The organism is Sporosarcina sp. P13 (genome assembly GCF_002743055.1).
Lineage (GTDB): Bacteria > Bacillota > Bacilli > Bacillales_A > Planococcaceae > Sporosarcina.
Window position 1 is genome coordinate 176902 of sequence record NZ_PDYM01000001.1, and the last position, 22999, is coordinate 199900.

Annotated in this window: 21 protein-coding genes and 1 pseudogene; 2 read left to right on the top strand and 20 right to left on the bottom strand. The window is 41.4% G+C overall.

The features are described from left to right. Positions 1-37: 37 nt before the first annotated feature. From fabG to CSV79_RS00915, 7 genes and pseudogenes are all read right to left on the bottom strand, one after another. Positions 38-784, bottom strand: a complete 747-nt coding sequence (fabG, locus tag CSV79_RS00885; protein WP_099687144.1) for a 3-oxoacyl-[acyl-carrier-protein] reductase — start codon at positions 782-784, stop codon at positions 38-40. After that, positions 784-1728, bottom strand: coding sequence for an ACP S-malonyltransferase (gene fabD, locus CSV79_RS00890; RefSeq protein WP_099687145.1), 945 nt, complete (start codon positions 1726-1728; stop codon positions 784-786). The genes fabG and fabD overlap by 1 nt, the downstream gene beginning before the upstream one ends. Continuing rightward, positions 1725-2717, bottom strand: a complete 993-nt coding sequence (gene plsX / locus CSV79_RS00895) for a phosphate acyltransferase PlsX (protein ID WP_099687146.1) — start codon at positions 2715-2717, stop codon at positions 1725-1727. The genes fabD and plsX overlap by 4 nt, the downstream gene beginning before the upstream one ends. Positions 2718-2722: 5 nt before the next feature. Beyond that, positions 2723-3295, bottom strand: coding sequence for a transcription factor FapR (fapR, locus tag CSV79_RS00900; protein WP_099687147.1), 573 nt, complete (start codon positions 3293-3295; stop codon positions 2723-2725). Between the two features lie 109 nt (positions 3296-3404). Then, positions 3405-5444: an ATP-dependent DNA helicase RecG gene (recG, locus tag CSV79_RS00905; protein WP_099687148.1), complete on the bottom strand. Its 2040-nt coding sequence runs from the start codon at positions 5442-5444 to the stop codon at positions 3405-3407. Between the two features lie 246 nt (positions 5445-5690). Further along, entirely contained in the window at positions 5691-7343 is a 1653-nt protein-coding gene (locus CSV79_RS00910) for a DAK2 domain-containing protein (protein ID WP_099687149.1), read from the bottom strand. Positions 7344-7361: 18 nt separating this feature from the next. Continuing rightward, positions 7362-7624 (bottom strand): annotated as a pseudogene (locus tag CSV79_RS00915) (Asp23/Gls24 family envelope stress response protein); the annotation flags it as partial. A 174-nt stretch (positions 7625-7798) separates the two neighbouring features. Between CSV79_RS00915 and rpmB the strand changes: the two are divergent. After that, complete coding sequence (rpmB, locus tag CSV79_RS00920) at positions 7799-7987, top strand: 50S ribosomal protein L28 (protein ID WP_009765550.1); 189 nt, start codon at positions 7799-7801, stop codon at positions 7985-7987. Between the two features lie 347 nt (positions 7988-8334). On the opposite strand, the gene spoVM is transcribed toward rpmB, so the two are convergent. The 13 genes from spoVM to gmk all read right to left on the bottom strand — a co-directional run bounded on the left by spoVM (position 8335) and on the right by gmk (position 20854). Beyond that, positions 8335-8496 (bottom strand): stage V sporulation protein SpoVM, encoded by a 162-nt coding sequence (gene spoVM, locus CSV79_RS00925; protein WP_099687150.1) that lies wholly within the window; start codon positions 8494-8496, stop codon positions 8335-8337. A 13-nt stretch (positions 8497-8509) separates the two neighbouring features. Then, positions 8510-9163, bottom strand: a complete 654-nt coding sequence (locus CSV79_RS00930) for a thiamine diphosphokinase (protein WP_099687151.1) — start codon at positions 9161-9163, stop codon at positions 8510-8512. Further along, positions 9160-9828: a ribulose-phosphate 3-epimerase gene (rpe, locus tag CSV79_RS00935; protein ID WP_099687152.1), complete on the bottom strand. Its 669-nt coding sequence runs from the start codon at positions 9826-9828 to the stop codon at positions 9160-9162. Before rpe ends, CSV79_RS00930 begins: the two co-directional genes overlap by 4 nt. A gap of 2 nt (positions 9829-9830) precedes the next feature. Beyond that, positions 9831-10712: a ribosome small subunit-dependent GTPase A gene (rsgA, locus tag CSV79_RS00940; RefSeq protein ID WP_099687153.1), complete on the bottom strand. Its 882-nt coding sequence runs from the start codon at positions 10710-10712 to the stop codon at positions 9831-9833. Between the two features lie 12 nt (positions 10713-10724). Beyond that, positions 10725-12737 (bottom strand): Stk1 family PASTA domain-containing Ser/Thr kinase, encoded by a 2013-nt coding sequence (gene pknB, locus CSV79_RS00945; RefSeq protein WP_099687154.1) that lies wholly within the window; start codon positions 12735-12737, stop codon positions 10725-10727. Further along, entirely contained in the window at positions 12734-13489 is a 756-nt protein-coding gene (locus CSV79_RS00950) for a Stp1/IreP family PP2C-type Ser/Thr phosphatase (RefSeq protein ID WP_158232436.1), read from the bottom strand. The genes pknB and CSV79_RS00950 overlap by 4 nt, the downstream gene beginning before the upstream one ends. 28 nt (positions 13490-13517) lie before the next feature. Next, positions 13518-14858: a 16S rRNA (cytosine(967)-C(5))-methyltransferase RsmB gene (rsmB, locus tag CSV79_RS00955; protein ID WP_099687156.1), complete on the bottom strand. Its 1341-nt coding sequence runs from the start codon at positions 14856-14858 to the stop codon at positions 13518-13520. Beyond that, positions 14855-15793, bottom strand: a complete 939-nt coding sequence (gene fmt / locus CSV79_RS00960) for a methionyl-tRNA formyltransferase (RefSeq protein ID WP_099687157.1) — start codon at positions 15791-15793, stop codon at positions 14855-14857. The genes rsmB and fmt overlap by 4 nt, the downstream gene beginning before the upstream one ends. Further along, a complete protein-coding gene (gene def / locus CSV79_RS00965; RefSeq protein ID WP_099687158.1) occupies positions 15790-16278 on the bottom strand; it encodes a peptide deformylase in 489 nt (162 codons plus the stop codon). Before def ends, fmt begins: the two co-directional genes overlap by 4 nt. Before the next feature lie 33 nt (positions 16279-16311). Next, on the bottom strand, positions 16312-18720 hold the full coding sequence (gene priA / locus CSV79_RS00970; RefSeq protein WP_099687159.1) for a primosomal protein N': 2409 nt from the start codon (positions 18718-18720) through the stop codon (positions 16312-16314). Further along, on the bottom strand, positions 18710-19927 hold the full coding sequence (coaBC, locus tag CSV79_RS00975; protein ID WP_099687160.1) for a bifunctional phosphopantothenoylcysteine decarboxylase/phosphopantothenate--cysteine ligase CoaBC: 1218 nt from the start codon (positions 19925-19927) through the stop codon (positions 18710-18712). Before coaBC ends, priA begins: the two co-directional genes overlap by 11 nt. 81 nt (positions 19928-20008) lie before the next feature. After that, a complete protein-coding gene (rpoZ, locus tag CSV79_RS00980; RefSeq protein ID WP_099687161.1) occupies positions 20009-20233 on the bottom strand; it encodes a DNA-directed RNA polymerase subunit omega in 225 nt (74 codons plus the stop codon). A 3-nt stretch (positions 20234-20236) separates the two neighbouring features. Beyond that, a complete protein-coding gene (gene gmk / locus CSV79_RS00985) occupies positions 20237-20854 on the bottom strand; it encodes a guanylate kinase (protein ID WP_099687162.1) in 618 nt (205 codons plus the stop codon). A 169-nt stretch (positions 20855-21023) separates the two neighbouring features. Between gmk and CSV79_RS00990 the strand changes: the two genes are divergently transcribed. After that, positions 21024-22712: an Rqc2 family fibronectin-binding protein gene (locus tag CSV79_RS00990; RefSeq protein WP_099687163.1), complete on the top strand. Its 1689-nt coding sequence runs from the start codon at positions 21024-21026 to the stop codon at positions 22710-22712. Positions 22713-22999 lie beyond the last annotated feature (287 nt).

The window sequence follows — 22999 nt, forward strand, 5'->3', positions numbered from 1 at the left end:
GCAACCTTAGAATAACACTTGTTCAGAAGAAATTCATTTACATCACCATACCGCCATCCACATTAATCGTTTGACCGGTAATATATTTCGCTTCATCAGAGAGAAGGAACGCTACAGTGCCGGCAATATCTTCCGCACTACCAAGTGTACCTAAAGGAATAGTAGACAGCAATTGTTCTTTCATCTCTTGTCCTAGTTCCTCCGTCATATCAGTCGTGATAAAGCCGGGAGCAACTGCGTTCACTAAAATATTACGTGCTGCTAATTCTTTCGCAGTTGTTTTTGTCAAGCCGATGACACCTGCTTTAGCTGCCACATAGTTCGCCTGTCCAGCGTTCCCTACTACACCAACTACAGAAGCTAAGTTGACGATTCTTCCTGCACGTTGACGCATCATTTGACGCGTGACTGCTTTCGTACAAAGAAAGACACCTTTTAAATTAATAGACAACACATCATCCCACTCATCTTCTTTCATACGCATTAATAAGTTATCACGTGTGATCCCTGCGTTATTGATAAGAAAATCGATTGTACCAAATTGTTTGATTGTTTCATCCATCATCGCTTTCACTTGATCCGCATCGGAGACGTTCGCCTGAAATACAAATGCTTCTCCTCCAGCGGCTTGAATTTCTTCAACAACCTCTTCGGCTTTTGCTTGGCTACCGCTATAATTGACAACGACTTTAGCACCTTCAGTTGCTAAGTGTAATGCAATTGCGCGTCCAATCCCTCTAGAAGCCCCAGTTACTACCGCTGTTTTCCCATCAAATCTTCCCATCATGACCACTCCTTAGCTTCTTCTAACAACTTCTGCAACGACTCTTCATCATACACTGGATAAACTGTTGCCGTGCGATCAATTTTACGAATAAGTCCGCTCAATACTTTTCCAGGACCACATTCAACAAAACGTGTCACGCCAAGTTCAAGAAGCTTTTCTACTGACTCTTCCCAACGTACTGGTGAGTAAAGCTGTTCGACAAGCAATTTTTTTATTTCTTGCTGTTCTGTCACTACATCTGCCGTGACGTTCGCAATTACTGGAATTTCCGCATCTTTCATCTCAATAGCAGCTAACGTTTTTTCAAGTTCACCTGCAGCTGGTTGCATTAAGACTGAGTGGAATGGTCCACTTACATTTAAAGGAAGAGCGCGTTTTGCACCAGCTTCTTTTAGCGCAATACACGCTTTATCAACACCGGCTTTTGCTCCCGATATAACAATTTGTCCAGGACAGTTCAAGTTTGCTGGTTGAACCGGATCCCCTGATTCCGTAATGTTTTGAGTAATCGATTCGAGCACATCGCGATCCATTCCTAAAATAGCAGCCATAGCCCCTTTTCCAGCAGGTACAGCCTCATTCATATAGAGACCTCTTTTATGAACTGCAACGACAGCATCTTTAAATGAAAGCACTTTCGATTCTACTAATGCCGTATATTCCCCAAGACTATGTCCCGCCGAATAATCAGGTATAATACCTTCTCTTTCTAGTCTCGATGCAATCATTGCTCCAACTGTCAATAACGCTGGCTGTGCATTGTAAGTCAATGTTAACTCATCTTGAGGACCTTCAAGCATAAATTTACTTAGCTCAAAACCAAGTGCCTCATCTGCCTGTTGCATGAAGTGTTTACATGCCTCGTCCTTTTCTGTGAACTCTTTACCCATTCCTACTGCTTGTGAGCCTTGTCCAGGGAAAACAAATGCTAGTTTACTCAAGATTCCTCTTCCTCTCTAATGGTTTCTTTGATCGTTTCGCATACACGATATTGTACCATGGTTCTAGCTTGTCGAACGGCATTGAACAGAGCATTGGCATTTGAAGAGCCATGCGCTTTAATCACCGGATGATTCAATCCAAATAAACCCGCGCCGCCATACTCCGAGTAATCCATTTTTTTCTTTAAGCCTTTTAAATCATCTTTCACTAGACCTGCAGCAATTTTCGTTTTCAAGGAAGACATAAATACGTCCTTGATCATTGTGAATACGTTAAGTGCAGTACCTTCAATCGTTTTCAAGACCATGTTTCCAGTAAAACCATCCGTTACTACTACATCCGCTACGCCGTTTAGCAGGTCACGAGATTCCACATTACCGATAAAGTGAACAGGAGCCGCTTGTAACGCTTCATAAGCAGCTTTAGTCAATTCATTTCCTTTACCTTCTTCGGTGCCGATATTCAACAATCCCACGCGCGGCTTTTCAATTCCGCGAACTTTTTCAGCATAGACACTCCCCATGACTGCAAACTGTGCCAACTGTGAAGGCTTACTGTCTGAATTTGCGCCCACATCTAAGAGCACAAATCCACTTCCATCAATGGTTGGTAATGTCGGTGCTAGCGCGGGTCTCTGAATACCTTCCAAACGGCCGACGATAAATAGACCCGCTGACATCAAGGCACCAGTGTTTCCAGCCGATACGCAAGCGTGTGCCTCGCCATCTTTCACTGCTTGCGCCATGCGAACCATTGAAGCGTCTTTCTTTTTACGAATGGCTCGTACCGGCTCATCGTCTGGATCAATAACTTCAGAACAATGAACGACTTTCAAACGTGGATGACTTTCTAAATAGGGAGCCATTTTCTCTTCATCACCGAATATATGTATTGTGACGTCATCAAATGCATGCAGACTTTGTAATGCGCCTTTAATAATCTCTCCAGGTGCATTGTCTCCACCCATTGCGTCTACTGCAATAATCATAAGTACTACCTGCCTTTTTTTGTCGTACGGTACATCAAAAACTCGCCAGAAAAAACGGTTTCATTTTCCACTTTAGAGATGACATCAACTACCGTACTTTTATTTTTTAACGTCTCTTGCCGAACGACAGCCCGCGCAATTACACGATCCCCCGCTCTAACTGGTTTCGCAAAATGAAGAGTAGAACGAACCGTTAAAGCCAAATCATCGTCCAAAACTGCTACAGCAAGCGAATTAGCTTGAGCGAATAAATGATGTCCTCGTGCAATCCCATTACGCATAAATACATGGTCACTCGTTACATCAAATATTGATAACGCTTTATCGTCAAGTTCCACATCAATGATCTCACCAAATATTTCTTCTGCCTGCAGCGATTTTACTGTTTTCTGCATATGCTGTGAAGCCACTGATTTAAGCCGCTCTCTTAGTTCAGGAATTCGGCACTCCAGCCGGTCAAGTCTGACTGTTTGAACACTCACTGAAAAATGAGCAGCAATGTCTTCATCTGTTAAAAAAGGATCCTCATCAAGTAAGCTGATTAGTAATCGCTGCCTCTCCTTCTTAGGAGTTTTCATTTGTTACACCCCTTCAGATTAGCACTTGGTCATAACACTTAGTATATAAAGAGCTAAAACAGATTGCAAGAGGTTCACTAAATTCCCATTAGAGCTACTAGCAATCTATTTAGTCAATTCTTTTTTCAGTTAATGCACCAGACTGTTCAAGACGTTTGCGAAGTACCGCATACTCATTGTCTTGCCAAAATTGTGTGGAATTCAATAAACGTTCCGCGTCATCACGCGCAGTCGTCAATACTTTAATATCATGTACTAAGTCCGCCACTTTGAATTCTGGCATTCCACTTTGCCGCTTACCAAAAATATCTCCCGCTCCACGAAGTTCTAAATCTTTTTCAGCTAGAATAAAGCCATCATTCGTTTCTGTCATAGACTGCATACGCATTTTCCCTTCTTCTGACTTCGGATCGGCAAGCAATACACAATAGGATTGATCAGAACCACGTCCGACTCGCCCGCGCAATTGATGCAATTGTGCTAATCCGAATCTCGTCGCATCATAAATTAACATAAATGTTGCGTTTGGTACATTCACCCCAACTTCAACTACAGTTGTAGAAACTAAAATATTTAATTCGCCCTCACTGAATGCTCGCATGACTTGGTCTTTTTCGGTGGAATGTAAACGACCATGCATTAATCCTACTGTATAACGACCAGAAAAATAATTGCTAAGCTCGGCGTGGACTTCCACTGCATTTTGTACATCAAGCGTATCCGACTCCTCGATTAACGGACAAATAACATATGCCTGCCGTCCCGCACATAATTCTTTCTCCATTTTCTGCAGAACTGGAAGAACGGATTCTTCTTTTAGCCAATTTGTTTCAATTTCTTTTCTTCCTGCTGGTAATTCGTCAAGAATCGAAACATCCATTTCGCCAAAAACGGTAATCGCGAGCGTTCGTGGAATGGGGGTTGCCGTCATGAATAGGACGTCAGGGCTTAATCCTTTATCACGTAACACACGCCGTTGCTCCACGCCAAACCTGTGCTGTTCATCTGTTACGACGAAACCAAGCTTGTGAAATTGTACCTCAGGTTGAATAAGTGCATGTGTACCAATCAGTATGTCAATATCGCCTTGCTCCAACTTTTCAAGCAACTCCCTACGCGCTTTCGCTTTTGTAGACCCAGCCAAAAATGCGACTGTCACACCAAATGGCTCAAACCAGTCTGCCAGAAGTTCCGCATGTTGCTCAGCTAAAATCTCTGTAGGCGCCATCAAAGCTCCTTGGAAACCCGCCGTCACCGCTGCATATAATGCAGTTGCCGCTACTGCGGTTTTTCCAGATCCGACATCCCCTTGCAATAGTCGGTTCATTCGAAGGGGGGCCTTTAATTCAGCGCACAGCTCATTTACGACTCTTTTTTGTGCATTAGTCAATTCAAATGGTAAAGAAGCAATAAACTTTTTTAGTAACTCTAAATCATACTGAATAATAACTCCATGCTCCTGCTCTTTACGAATTTTCTTCATCCCTTGAATCTTTAGTTGGAAGAGTAATAATTCTTCATACGCGAAGCGTCGTCTAGCTTGTTTGACGTCCGCTAGTTTCGTTGGAAAATGAATCATTTCCAGTGCAGCCCCCACAGTCGGAAGTCTATACTCTTCTAACATAGCAATAGGAAGTGTCTCGTGGATTGTTTCCAATACTGCATCGAGCACATTACGCATATAACGTCTGAACGTTTTTTGATGCATGACACCTTTTAAGCTATAGACAGGCTCGAAATCCACTTGTTCTCCTGTATGTAATCGATTGACCGTAATCGCTTGGCGCCCTCTATCCCATGTTCCAGAAACATTGACCTGCATGCTTGGCACTAAGCGATCCTTTAAATAATGTTGATTAAAAAATACGGCTTTTACCAAATGATGACCGACTAATAAACGCACTTGTAGACGCGAACGATTCTTCCCTGAATAAAACACAACTGGTTCCGATTCCACACGTCCTTCGACAGTGACGCGTTCATTATGGGGTGTTTCCGTCAAATCTCTCATTCTGAAATCTTCATGTCGATAAGGGAATGTATAAAGCAAGTCTTCAATCGTTAGAATGCCCAATTTCTCAAACTGTTCTGTAGTCGCTTTACCAATTCCTTTCACTGTTCCGACGCTATTTTGCAGAATGTTTTCCAACTCAAACTCCTCCTTCCTAATCTACTGTGGAAAACGAATGTTCTTCTTTTTAGTTTACCACGAAAAAGCTGAAAAATAAAAACGTTGCCCCTTTTACAAGGACAACGAAGATTACTTAAGAAGTGGTTCGGGATTGAAGCTGCTGAGGTGGACGCTTACCGTGAAACGGCATACTTCCCACTCTCCAATTCTTTCTACGTAAAAATCCCCTCACAAATTTAATTCGTGAGGGGGCAAATTTTTATGTTATTCGACAGAAAGAATATATGGATACAACGGTTGTTTACCAGCGTATAGTTCTACATCAACGTGATCAAACTGCTGTTCAATATATACACTAATTTCTTGTGCTTCGTCTTCCGTCACGTCTTCTCCGTAAATAATCGTAACAATTTCATCTTCTTCACCAATCATTGACGAAACTAAATTTTTAGTCACGTCTTGTAATGAAGAATCTGAACTAGTAATTTTCCCCTCTGCGATCCCCATAAAATCATCTTTACGAATTGACACACCATCAATCGACGTATCTCTCACCGCATTGGTGACTTGTCCTGTTTTTATTAAAGAAGCTGCTTCCTGCATAACTTGGGCATTCTTTTTAACTGTCGCTTCAGGATTAAATGCAAGTATCGCAGCTAATCCTTCAGGTACGGATTTAGTGGGCACAACCACCGCTTCAATTTCTAAAACTTCAGCCGCTTGTTCAGCTGCCATAATAATATTTTTATTATTCGGCAAGATCAAAACTTTCTCTGCACCAATTTCTTGAATTATTTTAACGATATCTTCTGTAGACGGATTCATTGTTTGACCGCCCTCGATGACCGCCGAAGCCCCAATACTCTTTAAGAGTTCTGCAATACCCGATCCCATTGAGACCGTCACAATCGCATACTTATGCTGCTTAGGTGCTACAGTAGTTGATTCACGATCCATAATCTCGCTATGTTGCTCACGCATATTTTCTATTTTCATCTTAGTCAGTGCGCCGTACTTCTGTGCATACGATAACGCATCTCCAGGCGCTTCTGTGTGAATATGTACTTTCACCACTTCTTCATCCGAAATGACAAGCAATGAATCCCCCAGATCACTTAACTCTTGACGAAACTTCACTTCGTCGAACGGCATGTCTAAAAGCTTGTCCGAATCCAATTTCACCATAAATTCCGTGCAATAGCCAAATACGATATCTTCCGTATTCATAAAACCTTGTACGCTACGATGATGTTCTGTGTTGACTAGATCATCCATGGAATGCCTGACCGTCTTCTTCGGCAAATCTACACCTTTTAAGCAAGCCAAAAACCCTTCATAGACATACACAAGACCTTGACCACCACTATCTACTACGCCCACTTCTTTTAAAACGGGCAATAAATCTGGCGTTCTTTTCAAAGAAGCTTGTGCTTCCTCTACAATGATTTCCATTAACTCTGTTAGATCTTTTGCTTCTCCAATATGCGAAACTGCCGCTGCAGCCGCATCCTTAGCGACCGTTAATATCGTTCCTTCTACTGGCTTCATTACTGCTTTATAAGCGGTTTCTACACCGTATTGAAGCGCTTCAGCAAATTGATGAACAGAAACTTGCACTTCACTCTCGATCCGCTTGCTAAATCCACGAAACAGTTGGGATAAAATTACACCTGAATTACCACGCGCACCCATTAACAAACCTTTAGAGAAAGCTTGTGCAGTCAAACCGATATGATCTTGTGCGTGAAGCGTTGTTTCTTTGGCACCAGATGTCATAGATAAATTCATATTCGTTCCCGTATCACCATCTGGCACCGGGAAAACATTCAAAGAATCCACATAATCCGCATTTTGATGAAGATGATGCGAACCCATTTCCACCATCTTCGCAAATTGCAATCCATTTATTGAACTCATTAATCAAAGGGCCTCCTTCTAAACGTTCGTAACACGAACTCCCTGAACAAAATATTTACCGAACTACCCGTGAGACCTAACATTTTCTTCACTGTATATTGTACGTTGGATTGTAATTGATAAGCTACCTATATGATTTTCGTACCATAACTGATAATCACATACATATCAATATGAAACGCATCACTTTCTTTGCGTACAAACACACCATATGCAAAGTTTTCTTTTCGCAGTATTTCCGTTAGTCCGTCACGAATCCGGCGTTGTGAAGCCATACCTACATTATACGTAAATTCATTGAGAAAGGAAGCATTGTTGATGATGAAAATAGTGTAAAGGAAAAAACCTTGAAAGACTGAGAAATAAATGTTGCATCGAATCTTTCCTTGTGATAAAGTACTATGGTATGCGAATTGTAACGTGAATCGCTAAATAATTCACGAGGAGGAACTAAAATGGCTAAACAATGTGTTATTACTGGACGTAAAGCTCGTTCTGGAAACACTCGTTCACACGCTTTGAACTCAAGCAAACGTACTTGGGGAGCAAACCTTCAAAAAGTTAGAATCTTAGTTGACGGAAAACCTAAGCGCGTTTGGGTATCCGCAAGAGCTCTAAAATCAGGCAAAGTACAACGAGTATAATATCTAATGCTGAAAGCGCCCGGTAGCCTCGACAGACGTTGGAGGACTTGCCATAAAGGCGCTTTTTGCCTTTCTGGCGAGGCCGAAACGTTCCGAGAGGCTGGCGCTTGAAGCTGGATGGAAAATCAAATGCTGAAGGTGGCGTATAGCCGCGACAGGCACTGGAAGACTTAAAAATAAAGGCGGTCTTTGCCTTTATCTTTAAGTCTGAAGTGACCCGAGCGGTTGCCACCTGAAGCTGGATGAATCTAATGCTGAAAGCGCCCGGTAGCCTCGACAGACGTTGGAGGACTTGCCATAAAGGAGCTTTTTGCTTGTAACAAAAGAAAAAAACACAAAGCACCTACTTAGGCGCCTTGTGTTTTTTCTTTTTTGCGTTTCTTCGACTTACTGGCTTTCGCATTGGCTGCAACGGGCGCTTTGGTACGGCCGTCTTTTTGGAACACGACAGCGCACTTTCTCACAATATTGCTGACGAACTTCGGCAGCGTGAATGTATATACTCGCAAATCCCCACTCCTTTCAGGAATCTGAACTCCTTACCATTAAGCATATGCCCGTACGGAAAGAGATAGTACAAACATCCGCGACCGTTTCGTTACTCGTAAATTTAGTCATGCCAATTTCCAATCGTTCATTGACCGTCTCGTATTTAAAACCCGTCAACGTCAATCCAGTAACTTCAGGACCGAAAGAGAAAAATGAAGTATATGGATAGCGTTCATCTTTCTTCACACGTCTGACACCGGGTAACATAACGCGAATATCATTCGTTGTATTATGAATTTTAAACTTTACTTTACGATTGTCCGATTGAATTCGGTACAATAAATGAAGCGCTGATTGCAAATGGTCCAAACGACCACCTGTCACACCTGTTAAAACAATATAATCAGGCTCATACGTTAATGCACGCTTGACAGCTAGCTCCGTGTCCGTTTCATCTTTTTCTTCATTCACACGTTGCACATTCTTCACGGACGTTTTTATTTTTTCAAATTGCTCTTCCGTTACCGAATCAAAATCACCTACCGCTTCTTGCGGTACGATACCTTTTTCTAATAAATACAACGCCCCTCGATCGACACCAATATAAACCGTATCCTCTTGATCGTATTCAGATAAATCTACTACTTCCTCAATAGGTCCAGCTGCGCAAACGATGGCGTATTTCATTTTATCATCACACTCTCACCAGCAGATTTAATCGCTTGTAATGCTTTTGCACGGTCTTTTTTATTATAGATAGCAGATCCAGCAACAAATATAGTCGCACCTGCTTCCACACAAGGCTTAATCGTTTCTTCGTTAATTCCACCGTCAATTTCAATTTCAATCGACAATCCGCGTTCTGCTATGAGATCTGACAGTTGTTTTACTTTTGGAATGACTGATTCAATGAATGATTGACCACCGAATCCTGGATTGACCGTCATGAATAGCACGATTTCAACATCTTCAAGAACATGCATAATATGTTCAACAGGCGTATGCGGGTTCAAAACGACTCCTGGCTTTGCCCCCGTTGATTTGATCAATTGTAACGTTCTGTGCAAGTGACGGCATGCTTCCACGTGAACAGTAATATAATCCGCTCCTGCTTTCGCGAAGCTTTCGATATACGCATCCGGATTTTCAATCATTAAATGAACATCGAGCGGTAATGTTGTTAACGGACGTAACGCTTCTACCACGATAGGACCCATCGTAATATTTGGAACAAAATGACCATCCATTACATCAATATGAATGAGCTCGGCTCCTGCTCTTTCTACTTCCTTCACTTCTTCGCCTAGCTTTGAAAAATCTGCTGCTAATATAGACGGTGCGATTTTTATCATCATTAATACCTCGGCTTTCGATCCATAATTTCTTGCAAAAATAGCAAGTAGTTCTTATAACGCCCTTCAGAGATAACTCCCTCTTCCACTTGCGCTTTAACAGCACAGCCAGGCTCTTTCACATGCAGACAACCTCTAAATTTACAGCCTTCACCAGCTTCTGTGATCTCCACAAAATAATCTCGTAACTCTTCTTTCTCAATATGTTCAAAATCCAATGAACTAAAACCTGGTGTGTCAGCTACTAATCCACCGGCCACCTCAAGTAGTTCTACATGACGTGTTGTATGCTTTCCACGTCCTAGCGCATCAGAGATTACACCGGTTTTCAATTGTAATTCTGGAAGAATCGTATTTAGCAACGTCGATTTTCCAACCCCCGATTGACCTGCTAATACCGTTGTTTTGTTATTAAAATACGGTCGCAACACTTCTAATAAAGGCTCATTATTACCTACATTACGTAATATGGTATAGCCTATTTTTTGATAATACGCGAGGTTTATTTCGTTAGCCTCTAATATCTGCCGATTTGCTAAATCCTCTTTGGAAACATAAATAATCGGTTCTAGTCCATGGGATTCAATGACCGTCAAGAAACGATCAAGCAAGCGTAAACTCATATCCGGTTCTACAACAGAAAACACGAGAAGGACTTGATCCACATTAGCGATTGGCGGTCTAACTAATTCACTTTTCCGCGGATGAACATCTGTAATCGTCGCATCGTTTTCACCATCGGTTACATACGTTACCATATCCCCTACTAGCGGGTTGATTTTTTTTAAACGAAAAACCCCACGACTCTTACATTGAATCAATTCTCCATTGAGCTCTACGTAATAGAAACCACTAATTGCTTTTCTAATTTGGCCTTCCGCCATCGAACTCCTCCTTTACTCTAAATCTTTATAGTTAAACTTATCTTCTTCAATAACCTTTTTATCACGTAAAATCTTATACCCACCGCGCTCTCCTTCTTCAAGCTCAATTGTAATTTTACGCAGCGTATCTTCTGTAATCTCAAACTCATCATACGGATCATTCATCGTGTGATTACGATCCTGAATGTAAATTTGTATTTTTTGCGGATCACGTTCTGGCTCTAACTCTTTTTCAGAATTCATATCTGATTCTGGATCAAGTTCTGGGTCTAGCTCTGAATCATCATCTTCTTGTTGTTTTTCTACGACAACTTCATAAGGTATCGTGATCATTTTCACTAGCAGTTTGATAGGTTTTGCAGGAGGACCCTTAGATACAACAACGTCCACCCGTCCACCCTTCTCCATTTTAGTACCTGTAGAAGGCTTTTGGGAAATGACATGCCCTTTTTCTACTTTATCCGATTCTTCTTCGCCAACGATATGAATGATGAATCCTTCACTATCAGCGTAATCCTCCAATTGCTTGGTAGACATTCCACGTAAATCCACCAGTGACTGCAATTCCTTACCTTTACTAACCGTAAAGATTAGATCGGTTTCTTCAGGTATGACCATTTTATCTGATTCTGGTTGTTGATCAATAATTGTTCCTTTTGGTTCATCTGAATAGACTTCCACAGATTCAATCGGTTTAAATCCATACCCTTGCAAGAAACGTTTTGTTGCTTCAAAGTTACGGCCGGTATAGTCATTCAGCTTCATTTTGTCTTTACCTGTACTGACGAATATTTTAATGCCGTCTCCTTCTTTACGTTTTTTACCTGCTTCAGGTACGGTCTTTGTAACCTGTCCAGCAAGGTATTCGTCAGATGTCTCTTCGAACCTTTCATCAATGACGAATCCTTTCTTCTCAAGTATTTCAGTTGCTGCAAGTTCTTCTACGCCTACTACTTCAGGCACGATAACTTCCTTTGGTTGTAACATCATAATGAGTAACACAGCAAGTGTCGCAATCAAGATTAAACTACCTGCCACGACGAAAGGCCATTTTTTCTTCTTCGGCATGGGACTAGCGTCCATAGCTGAAGGAGCAATTTTAATCGTATCTTCTGCATTTTCGAATGCTGGTACATCCTTAACAACAGGAATAGCTACTGTTCGATCATCATCAAACGGTAAGGCAAATTTTTCTTCATTTAGACGTTCTGGCGAAAATACAGTCAACAGATCTTCGTGCATTTCATCCGTCGTTGCGTATCGATAATTCGCATCTTTTGCTGTCGCTTTTAGAATGACGTTTTCTACACTTTGTGGGATTTCAGGAAACTGCTCGCGTACAGCAGGTGTTTCTTCTTGCAAATGTTTTAATGCAATCGCTACAGCTGTTTCTGCAGAAAATGGCAGTTGGCCTGTCAGCAATTCATAAAAAACAATACCTAACGAATAAATGTCCGAACGTTTCGTTGCCATACCGCCACGCGCTTGTTCAGGAGACAAATAGTGAACAGTCCCAATCACTGAATTTGTTTTCGTATGCACGGTAGAATCGAGTGCCATAGCTATACCGAAATCTGTAATTTTCACATCATCTTCACCGTTCATCAAAACGTTTTGCGGCTTAATATCACGATGAACAATGCCATTATGATGTGCGTGAGAAATAGCAGATACCAATTGTTGCATAATGGATACGGCATGTTCCGAAGATAGAGCCCCATGGGTATGAATATATTCTTTCAACGTCTTGCCGGCTATGTATTCCATGACTAAATAATGGTGCTCGTCTTCTTGGCCGACATCAAAAATATTCACAATATGAGGATGAGTCAAACTAGTGGCGGAAAGTGCTTCACGTTGAAAGCGCTTCTTCAAATCCTCTTCATTTGCAAAATCATAGTGCAATACTTTAATTGCTACATCTCGATCTAGAATGATGTCATGCGCCAAATAGACTCTCGACATACCTCCGTCACCAATGACGCGGATGATTTCATAGCGCTTACCTATACGTTTACCGATCATGAAGGAACCACCTCGATTTCAGGCACTTCCAATAAAATCACCGTAATATTATCTTCGCCACCACGTTCATTTGCCAAGTCAACAAAAGCATCAGCTTTATGAGCTAATGACGCGTCACGTAGGATGATATCCAACATAACTTCTTTTTCAATTTTATTACTTAATCCATCTGTACAAAGCAATAGATAAGATGCTGAAGGCAAAGAAATCTTGCAAAGATCAGGTACAATCGATTTTTCAGAACCAACCGCTTTCATGATCCAGTTTCGCTGCGGATGCACTTCTGCTTCTTGTTCCGTAATTTCACCACTATCGATCAGCACATTAACAAATGAATGATCTTTCGTGATTTGTCGTATAGCTTTACCTGTTACTTGATAAATACGACTATCTCCAACGTGAAATACTATACATTGTTGATTTAGGATGAGCGCGATATCAAGCGTCGTGCCCATCCCTTTATATGATTCGTCTTGCTGAGCTGTCGTATATAAAAACAAATTAACATCTACAACCGCATCATACAGTAGATCCGACCAATCCTGCTCTGTCCCTACATCAATAGCACACATAAATTGTTCGCCAATCATTTGAACAGCCGTGGCGCTAGCAAAGTCTCCACCTTTATGACCACCCATTCCATCTGCGATGATAGCGAGTACTGCATCGTATTCAGGATGAACAAATACGGCCGCTTCATCTTCGTTTACCGCCCGTTTCCGTCCCGTGTCTGAGCGGATTTCATACTCCATAAGCCAACCTCCATTCCTATCACTCAGGTTAGTTTTTTCTACGTAAAGCCGCCACAAAGAAACCATCACTTTCGTACTGATGAGGTAAAATCTGTACATAGTCACTAGGATGGACTTGATCGATAATCTGTAGAGGTACTAATTCGAATTCCCCATGTTGCTGTAAAAACCATTCTACGATTTCCTGATTTTCTGTTCGTTCAATCGTACATGTACTATATACTAACAGACCGTCTTTTTTTACTAATTGACTCCCTACTGTCAGCAAATCTTTTTGAATTACGGAGAGGTTTTTTATATCTTGTACTGTCTTTTTATATTTAATTTCCGGCTTTCTCCGAATAACACCTAATCCACTGCACGGTGCATCCACTAATACGCGGTCAAAAGATTGCGGTTCATATGTTTTCAACAATTCTCTACTGTCTCCGCTAGTCGTATGAATAGAAGTTAATCCGAGACGCTGTGCATTTTGTTCGATCAAACGCAATTTATGAGGATGTAGATCATGCGCTTGGATTTCTCCGTCGTTCTTCATGCGCTCTGCAATATGCGTCGTTTTACCACCTGGTGCTGCACACATATCGAGCACTTTCATACCCGGTTCTACTTGTAGAGCTAATGCCGGCAACATTGAACTTTCATCTTGCACGGTAAGCAAGCCTTGTTTATAAGCTTCTGTAGACGCTAAACTGCCTGACTCGACTTGAATACTATGAGCAGTCAAGTTACCTGGTGAAGCGAGTACGCCTTCTTTCTTAAGTAAGCCGATTACTTCGCCTCTATTTGTTTTTGTTGAATTGATTCTCGCGGTCGTTACAGGTGGCATATTATTAACTACCGCAATCGCTGTAGCTTCTTCCATCCCATACTGTTCAATCCAACGTTTAATCAACCATTCTGGATGACTTGTCTCGATTGACAAGCGTGTAATCGGATCTTCAATTTCATCCAGACCAGGTACACCTTCGCGTAAAATGGAGCGTAATATTCCGTTCACCATAGAGGAAACACCTTTATGACCACGTTTATTGGCAATTTTCACTGCTTCATTCACAACTGCATGTTCAGGAATTTTAGTTAAGAAAATGATTTGATACACAGACATACGTAATAACTGACGGACCCACGGCTGTAATTTCCCACGAACAAACGGTGTTAAATAATAGTCTAGTGTCATTTGATGCTGTAATGTTCCATACGTCAATTCCGTTAATAATGCACGGTCTTTTTGGGGGAGATCATATAGTTCAATCGTTTTATGAAGTAATAAATTACTAAAGGCTTGCTCATTTTCAATATCCATCAATATCGATAGGGCTGCATCTCGTACATTGCCACGCCAAATTTTCTTTTTATAATGTGTCATTCAAATTGTTCTCCCACTTGCCATTTCGATCCGATTCCATTTAAGAATACGCTGGCAGTCATTCGTTTTTTTCCTGCTGGTTGTAAATCAGTGATCGCAAATGCACCGTCGCCTGTTTGTACAATGATTCGATCTTTTTCGAGTCCAATAATTTGTCCTGGTTGCGCATCGGATGCTTGATGTTCTTCTTTACCCCACCAAACTTTCACTTGGTCACCGGCAAATTTAGTATAAGCAACCGGCCATGGATGTAATCCTCTTACTTGGTTGTAAATTGCACGTGCTGAACATGTCCAATCAATACGTTCTTGCTCTCTAGAAATATTTCTAGCAAATGTTACAAGTGCTTCGTCTTGAATTATTCGTTCATTTGTTCCATCAATAATTGCTGGTAACGTTTCTTTCAATAAAGTTGTGCCAGCAACAGATAATTTCATAAACATGCTACCAGTATCATCCGCTTCTTCGATGGGCGATACCACTTGTGAAATAATATCTCCTGCATCTAGCTTTTCCGCCATATACATAATCGTTACGCCTGTTTCTGTTTCTCCATCCATCACTGCTTGATGGATCGGTGCGCCTCCACGATACTTTGGCAGTAAAGAAGCATGAACATTAATGCAGCCAAGTCTAGGTGTATCTAATAATTCTTTTGGAAGTAATTGACCAAATGCAGCCGTTACAATTAAGTCTGGCTGTAAATCGATAATTTCTTGTAACTCAGTGGAACCCGTCAACTTTTCAGGTTGAATCACCGGTAAACCTAAACGAACAGCTTCTTCTTTTACTGGTGGCGGAGTTAATACTCTTTTTCTGCCAACTGGACGATCCGGTTGTGTAACGACTGCTAATAGATCATATCCTTCATCAAATAACATCGTCAAAACTGAAACTGAAAATTGTGGTGTGCCCATAAAAATGATTTTAGTCACTCTTCATCGTCCTCCTCTTCAAATTCAGAAGGATCTACTACTCGCTGAATTTTCTTATCGAATAAAACACCGTTCAAATGATCGATTTCATGTAAGATTGCACGCGCCTCATAGCCTTCCGCTTCAAGCTCATACAACCTTCCATCACGTTCTTGCGCTTCAATACGAACATAAAAAGGTCGCTCTACTTCACCGAATAAACCTGGAAAGCTAAGACAACCTTCTACTTCGATTTCTGAACCACCCGTAGCGGTTACTACAGGGTTAATCATTTCAATGACATCTTGATCTTCATCAAAGTCCACAATGGCTACTCTGATGGACTTACCAATTTGAGGTGCAGCAATACCTACACCGTCATTTTCCATCATCGTATCATGCATATCATCCAGTAGTTTACCCAACTTTTTATCAAATACAGTGACCTCTTTACAAGGTGTTGTCAGAATGGGAGAAGGATGCTTCACTATTTTTAATACCGTCAAATTAATTCCTCATTTCTTTTGGTTCGTCTAACTTTAAAAGATTGCAGTCGGCTCTCGGTTAATGGACATCACTAATCCATCTTTTGCCCAGTTTGTTTTATAGTGTTTTAGTAACTGTTGCAAGACTGGAACGAGCGTAGGTTCTTGTTTGTATTTTATCAAACATTGATAGCGATATCTATTATTGAGACGACTGATTGCCGCGGCGGTTGGACCGATGATGACTGAATGCGGGGACAAGCGCTCTGCTATAAAACTTGTTCCTTTATGCGCATAATCAGCTGCTTTCAAAACGTCTTCATGACTGAATTGCACGACCGTTACATAATAGTATGGAGGATAGCCAAGTTGCCTTCTTCTATCCATCTCTAATTCATAAAATGGCACATAGTCTTGCGTTTTAGATAGCTCAATCGCATAGTGCTCCGGATCATATGTCTGGATGACTACTTCTCCTGGTAATTGGTCACGGCCTGCTCGACCGCTCACTTGCGTCAGCAACTGAAAAGTCTTCTCTGCTGCACGAAAGTCTGCTATATGAAGTGATGTGTCCGCCGCTAGTACACCGACTAGTGTAATACGTGGAAAATCTAGGCCTTTCGCTATCATTTGGGTACCAAGCAAAATATCTGCTTTGCCTTCCCCAAAATCATGCAATAAGCGCTCATGAGCACCTTTCGTATTGGTCGTATCTACATCCATTCGAATCACACGAGCTTCAGGTAACAGCTTGAATAATTCTTCTTGTGCTTTTTGTGTACCCGTTCCAAAAAAACGTATATGCTCACTTTCACACTCAGGACATTCTACTGGCACATGCTGTTCATATCCACAATAATGACATTTTAAACTTTCTGTTGATCGGTGGTAAGTCAATGAAATATCACAATTCGGACATTCTACTACCGTTCCACAATCCCGACAAAGGACGAAACTAGAAAATCCCCGTTTATTCAGCAGTAAAACGATTTGCTCTTTACGAGCGAGCCGATCCCTCATTGCTTCAGCAAGTGCTACGGAAAACATCGAACGATTTCCCGTTTTTAATTCTTCTCGCATATCCACAACTTCCACGCTAGGTAGTGCTTGCTGCTTCGCTCGCTCAGTTAACGTCAATAATGTATAGACATCTTTTGTGGCTCGTGCATAAGATTCTAGTGCTGGCGTCGCACTGCCTAATATAACCGGACAGTGATAATATTCCGCTCGCCAAATCGCTACATCCCTGGCATGATATCTTGGTGATTCTTCTTGCTTATAAGTGGATTCATGCTCTTCATCCAAAATAAGTAGACCTAAATTAGTAAAAGGTGCAAAAACAGCTGAACGTGCACCAATCGCCACCTTCACTTCTCCGCGATGGATTCTGCGCCATTCATCATATTTTTCACCTGATGATAATCCACTATGCAACACTGCCACCAATTCACCGAATCGACCTTTAAAGCGTGCAGTCATTTGTGGTGTCAATGAAATTTCTGGTACTAAGACAATAGCTTCCTTACCTTTTTTCAACACATGATCAATCGCCTGTAAATATACTTCCGTCTTCCCACTTCCGGTAATTCCGTGCAGGAGAAAGGTTTCTTGTTGTACTAGGTCACTTGACTGCTCAATCGCTGACAAAGCAATCTGTTGCTCTTCTGTCAGTTGTTTAGGTTTACCGCTATCCCGCATTTTAGGCGCATCAAGTTCACGATACACTTCTACTTGCGACTGTTCGATCACTTGTTTATCTACCAAAGATTTCAAGACATTTGCTTTCACATCTGATTGATTCAATATTTCACTAGCTTTCATTGAACTAGAAGGGTGTTTCATTAACCAGCGTAGTAATTCCGCTTGTTTTTTCGCATTTGGATGAGTCTTGGAAAATGCAATTTCCAAACTCTCTATGTCTGGAATATGAATCATTCGCACTTTCTTGATCTTTGTCTTCTGCTGAATTGCTGTATCTATTTGAACGATACCTTTTTCACTATAGCTTTTTGCCTCATTCAATAGATCGGCATCTTGTAGCGTTTTCAACGTCACCTGCTGTCGATTCCCGAGAAATTCTCGAATTGAATCATCAAGTAATTCTGGTTTGATTACATGCATAACTTTTTCATATTTAGCACGCATTGCTGCCGGCAACATCACTTGTAGCGCATCTATTTCATAAGCAATTGTATCGGCTGCCATCCATTTTGATAACGCTAATAATTCCTTAGATAAAACAGGCTCCAAATCTATAATCTCAACTATCGATTTGATCTTGCTAGGATCCAATTCACTTTCCATTTTAAGTCCAGTTACATAGCCCACAACCTTACGCGGACCGAATGGTACCTTGACACGTACACCTGGCTCTAAAACACGTTCCCATTGTACAGGCACCGCATAATCAAATGGACGATCAATTGGGTAAGCTGCTACATCTACAATAACTTCAGCGATCATGTAGCTTATCGCTTTCTTGTTGAATAATCGTTTCAAACAAACAAATCGCTAATTGATCTTTCGCCATAGCGTTAAACGGTGTCGCTTCTCCTTCTCTAGAAAGCAACGTGACGACATTCGTGTCACTGCCAAAGCCGCCACCTGGATCGGTTACATCATTAACGATGATGTAGTCTAAGTTTTTAGATTCCAACTTCTTTTTTCCATAAGTAATTACATCTGTCGTTTCAGCCGCAAATCCGATCAATAGTTGCTGCTGTTTGCGATCGCCAAGAGATTTTAAAATATCTGTCGTACGCTCCAACTCCAACACATCATCGCCGGCTTTTTTCTTCATTTTCTGATCATATATCAATTTCGGACGATAATCAGCAACAGCCGCCGACTTCACAACGATTGATGCATCATCGTATTCATTGAGCACCGCATCATACATTTGCGCGGCGCTTTCTACATAGATGACTTGTACACCTGATGGTACAGGTAAATCTACAGGTCCCGAAATCAATACCGCATCTGCACCAAGTTGCTGTGCTGCAGCCGCCATCGCGTAGCCCATTTTCCCACTCGAAAAGTTAGAGACATAGCGAACCGGGTCAATACGTTCCCTTGTCGGTCCCGCTGTAATAACTACTTTTTTCCCCTTTAGAGGTTGTTCAGCTGTTTTACTGAAATGTTGACCAATAAGCGCTGTAATTCTCTCGGGCTCTTCCAAACGTCCTTTACCTACATAGCCGCAAGCCAAAAAGCCTTCCGATGGTTCAATAAATCGATAGCCATCCTCATGTAGCTGCGCAATATTTCTTACAACAGCAGGATGGGCATACATATGTACATTCATGGCTGGTGCAATCCAGACATCAGCCTCAGTTGCCAGCAAAATAGTCGTAACCATATCATCCGCAATACCATTCGCTAGTTTTCCAATAACATTAGCTGTGGCAGGTGCAACAACGACTAAATCTGCCCAATCTGCAAGATCAATATGCGCAATCACGCGGGAATCTTTTTCGTCAAACGTATCGAAATAGACATCGTTTCTAGACATCACTTGGAATGACAATGGCTGAACAAATTCTTTAGCAGAATCTGTCATGACCACCTTAACATTAGCGCCAGCTTGAGATAATTTACTGACTAAGGCCACTGCTTTGTAGACAGCAATTCCGCCTGTCACACATAGTAAAATATTTTTATTGTTTAACATACTCTCCACTCTCTTCCTTTCAAAAAATAACAAACTCCCTAAGAACGGTTGAATTCCAAGGGAGTTGTTTTTTATTTCAAATCAAACTTCGTCTTCATAAATAATGTTTGCATCCGCTACTTGGTTAATTAAGACGCCAGCTGAGACTTCTTCAAGTGCTCTGCCTACACTCTTTACCGAACGATAAGAATGTAATAATTCGTTACGCTTTTCTTGTAGTTCACGTGCCCGCTTGGCAGCTAGTGTCACCAATGTATATTTAGAATCTACCTTGCCTTTTAATGAGTCAACTGATGGGTATAACATAGTTTATTCTCCCTCCAACATTTGTAAGTATCTCTTTTCCACACGTTCTCTGCGGCAATGCTCAGCCGTAACAATCGCATTGACACGTTCACATGCTTTAGAGACCTCGTCGTTCTCTACTACATAATCGTACAAGTGCATCATTTCTAGTTCTTCTCTTGCCTTTAGTACACGGTCGGCAATGATATCGGATGCTTCTGTACCTCTTCCGATCAAACGACTTTCTAAGTGACTTAAGCTTGGAGGTGCTAAAAAGATGAACAAGCCATTCGGTACTTTTTCACGAACTTGTGCAGCACCGACCACTTCAATTTCGAGGAACACGTCGCGACCTGCGTCAAGTGTTGCGTTAACGTAGTCAAGCGGTGTGCCATAGTAGTTCCCTACATATTCTGCGTATTCAAGAAGTTTTCCTTCTTGTATCATTTCTTCGAATACTTCCCTTGATCGGAAGAAGTAATCTACGCCGTCTACTTCGCCTTCACGTGGGTTTCTTGTGGTCATGGAGATAGAGTATTCATAATTTGTGCCTGGGCTTGAGAAGAGTTCTTTACGAACAGTTCCTTTTCCAACGCCGGATGGGCCTGAAAGGACAATTAGGAGTCCTCGATGTTTGTACATATAATCCCTCTTTGTTATGTATTCATTTACACTTCATGCCTAGCCTTAGTTCATATGATAACATGCATCGTCTAACTAGTTAGGCCCATGTGTGCAATCTGTTGATATTATACCATAATCACGCGATGAGTGCTAAAATGGAACAAAACGAAATGAAAGAGGAATCCGTATGGCATTTGATGGTTTATTTACAAAAGCGATTGTAAGCGAATTACAACAACTAAAGTCAGGTCGGATTTCAAAGATCCACCAACCGAACGCACAAGAAGTGATTTTTCATGTACGAGCAAATAATAAAAATCATAAATTATTAGTGTCGCTACACCCTTCTTATTCAAGAATGCAACTAACAAATGAAGTGCTAACAAATCCGGCAGAGCCACCATTGTTTTGTATGGTGCTAAGAAAGCAACTCGAAGGCGGAATGATTACTTCAATCAAGCAACATGAGACGGATCGTGTTGTGAATATTCATGTACAAGCACGCAACGAGTTGGGTGATCAGATCGAGCGACAACTCGTTGTAGAAATTATGGGACGACATAGTAACTTAATTTTACTAGATGCTTCTCGTAATTTGATTATTGATAGTATGAAGCATTTGCCACCTTCCGTGAATAGTTATCGCACAATCTTGCCTGGGCAACCCTATAAACCAGCGCCACCGCAAGATAAGTTGGATCCATTTAACACAACCGAAGAAGAATTTATGACCTTCTTGGATAATTTACAAGAGCCAAAAGATATCGTTCGCCAGTTCGCTGGTTTTTCTTCACTGACAGCTACTGAATTACTTTATCGTCTACAACAAAATTCTACACCTTCATTTAATAGTTGGAAGTCATTTTTAAATAGTTTTACTGCCGAAATGATGGAGCCTACAGTTGTGGAGAACGATCGAAAGACGCTTTTCTCAGCAGTAGAGCTGACACATGCAGAAGGAACAACTCAATCGTTTGCGACTTTAGGTGATCTTCTTGATAAAGTTTATTTTGCAAGAGCCGAACGTGAACGAGTGAAATCTCAGGCAATCGATTTGGAACGTTGGCTGTCCAATGAAATTTCCAAACTGGAAAACAAAACGAAAAAGTTAGAAAAAGAACAACAAACTGCACAAGACTTAGATACATTAAAACTGTACGGGGAATTATTGACAGCGAATAGCTATCTGTTGCATAAAGGTGATAAAGAAGTAACAGTGGAAAATTATTACGAGCAAGGTACAACAGTCACGATTCCACTCGACCCTAGAAAAACGCCAATAGACAACGCACAACGCTATTTCTCTCGTTATTCAAAAGCAAAGACAGCACTTATTCGGATTGCAGAACAACTTGATAAAACGAAAGATGATATTGAATACTTCGAAATGGTACGCCAGCAGGTCTACCAAGCTTCTCCAATTGATATAGAAGAAATACGTGAAGAATTGGTCGAGCTTGGATTTATGCGTGCACGTAAAAGCAAAAAGAAGATCAAACCAAAAAAACCTTCACCCGAAGCTTTTGTGTCATCGTCTGGAATTCCGATTTCTGTAGGAAAGAATAATAAGCAAAATGATTATTTGACGTTTAAATTAGCCGCACGAGATCATTTGTGGTTGCATACGAAAGACATACCAGGTTCTCACGTCGTCATCCACGACATCGATCCAGATGCACAAACAATCGAAGAAGCAGCTACATTATCTGCTTATTTCAGCAAAGCTCGGGAGTCTTCGGCTGTACCCGTAGACTACACACAAATTCGCCACGTGAAAAAGCCTTCCGGTGCCAAACCAGGCTTCGTAATCTACTTCGAACAAAAGACCATCTTCGTCACACCAGATGAAGATTTGGTGCGTAAACTTCGGAAGTAATAAATGAGACTTAGTAAGCGGTTCGGGATTTACGCTAAGATTACAAGTAATTTAAGAACTCATTGTAGTTGGTAAGTGATTTATTGTCGTTTCTTTACCTTTCTAAGTTCAAAAACAGACACTAAGTAATTGATGAACATCCCACTCGTTAACTTCAGGAAAATGCACTAGTGAAGCGTAGTGTAGGGCGGCGACTCTGGGAGGATCAGCTCGACAGGAGAGACGACCAAAGAGCGAAGCGAAGGTCGGCTCACCGCGGGCCCTCCAGACGCGTCCGCCCGGAACGC

Coding starts and splice junctions, on each gene's coding strand:
- fapR (WP_099687147.1), bottom strand. CDS start 3,295: ATGAAAACTCCTAAGAAGGAGAGGCAGCGATTACTAATCAGCTTACTT.
- plsX (WP_099687146.1), bottom strand. CDS start 2,717: ATGATTATTGCAGTAGACGCAATGGGTGGAGACAATGCACCTGGAGAG.
- priA (WP_099687159.1), bottom strand. CDS start 18,720: ATGATCGCTGAAGTTATTGTAGATGTAGCAGCTTACCCAATTGATCGT.
- rsmB (WP_099687156.1), bottom strand. CDS start 14,858: ATGACACATTATAAAAAGAAAATTTGGCGTGGCAATGTACGAGATGCA.
- CSV79_RS00990 (WP_099687163.1), top strand. CDS start 21,024: ATGGCATTTGATGGTTTATTTACAAAAGCGATTGTAAGCGAATTACAA.
- CSV79_RS00930 (WP_099687151.1), bottom strand. CDS start 9,163: ATGAAATACGCCATCGTTTGCGCAGCTGGACCTATTGAGGAAGTAGTA.
- rpoZ (WP_099687161.1), bottom strand. CDS start 20,233: ATGTTATACCCATCAGTTGACTCATTAAAAGGCAAGGTAGATTCTAAA.
- rsgA (WP_099687153.1), bottom strand. CDS start 10,712: ATGGCGGAAGGCCAAATTAGAAAAGCAATTAGTGGTTTCTATTACGTA.
- rpe (WP_099687152.1), bottom strand. CDS start 9,828: ATGATAAAAATCGCACCGTCTATATTAGCAGCAGATTTTTCAAAGCTA.
- rpmB (WP_009765550.1), top strand. CDS start 7,799: ATGGCTAAACAATGTGTTATTACTGGACGTAAAGCTCGTTCTGGAAAC.
- CSV79_RS00950 (WP_158232436.1), bottom strand. CDS start 13,489: ATGGAGTATGAAATCCGCTCAGACACGGGACGGAAACGGGCGGTAAAC.
- fabG (WP_099687144.1), bottom strand. CDS start 784: ATGGGAAGATTTGATGGGAAAACAGCGGTAGTAACTGGGGCTTCTAGA.
- coaBC (WP_099687160.1), bottom strand. CDS start 19,927: ATGTTAAACAATAAAAATATTTTACTATGTGTGACAGGCGGAATTGCT.
- CSV79_RS00910 (WP_099687149.1), bottom strand. CDS start 7,343: ATGAGTTCAATAAATGGATTGCAATTTGCGAAGATGGTGGAAATGGGT.
- pknB (WP_099687154.1), bottom strand. CDS start 12,737: ATGATCGGTAAACGTATAGGTAAGCGCTATGAAATCATCCGCGTCATT.
- gmk (WP_099687162.1), bottom strand. CDS start 20,854: ATGTACAAACATCGAGGACTCCTAATTGTCCTTTCAGGCCCATCCGGC.